This is a genomic window from Burkholderia sp. GbtcB21, assembly GCF_019091065.1.
In the GTDB taxonomy this organism is placed as follows: domain Bacteria; phylum Pseudomonadota; class Gammaproteobacteria; order Burkholderiales; family Burkholderiaceae; genus Burkholderia; species Burkholderia pyrrocinia_C.
Genome location: NZ_JAGXKA010000235.1, coordinates 1 through 273, shown reverse-complemented (window position 1 = coordinate 273; position 273 = coordinate 1). Strand labels below are relative to the sequence as shown.

General features: G+C 61.5%; 1 protein-coding gene. It reads left to right on the top strand.

Annotated elements, in window-relative coordinates; genetic code table 11:
- On the top strand, positions 1–269 hold a 269-nt coding region (locus KVT39_RS36870; RefSeq protein WP_217591474.1), incomplete at its 5' end, for a hypothetical protein.
- Between the last annotated feature and the right edge of the window lie 4 nt (positions 270–273).

Here is a 273-nt window from a genome sequence, read left to right as displayed (position 1 = left end):
CTAAGGTGGGCGAGAAGGTGAAGGTGAAGGTGAAGGTGGTGTGGAAGCTAAACACTGAAGGCGTGCTGGTGGTGAGCGCCGATCAGGTGCCGGACGGCGGGCCGAAGGTGCCGAAGGAGTTCGCGGTGAAGGCGAAGAACGACACCGAGTCGGAAACGGAATACGAGATCGAGATCACCGGCGGGAGCAAGCCAGGGGTGACGACCGTGCAACTGCGGCCGGGGGTGAGCAAGCGGCCGGTGGAACTGGTGATCGAGACGACGAAGTAAAGAA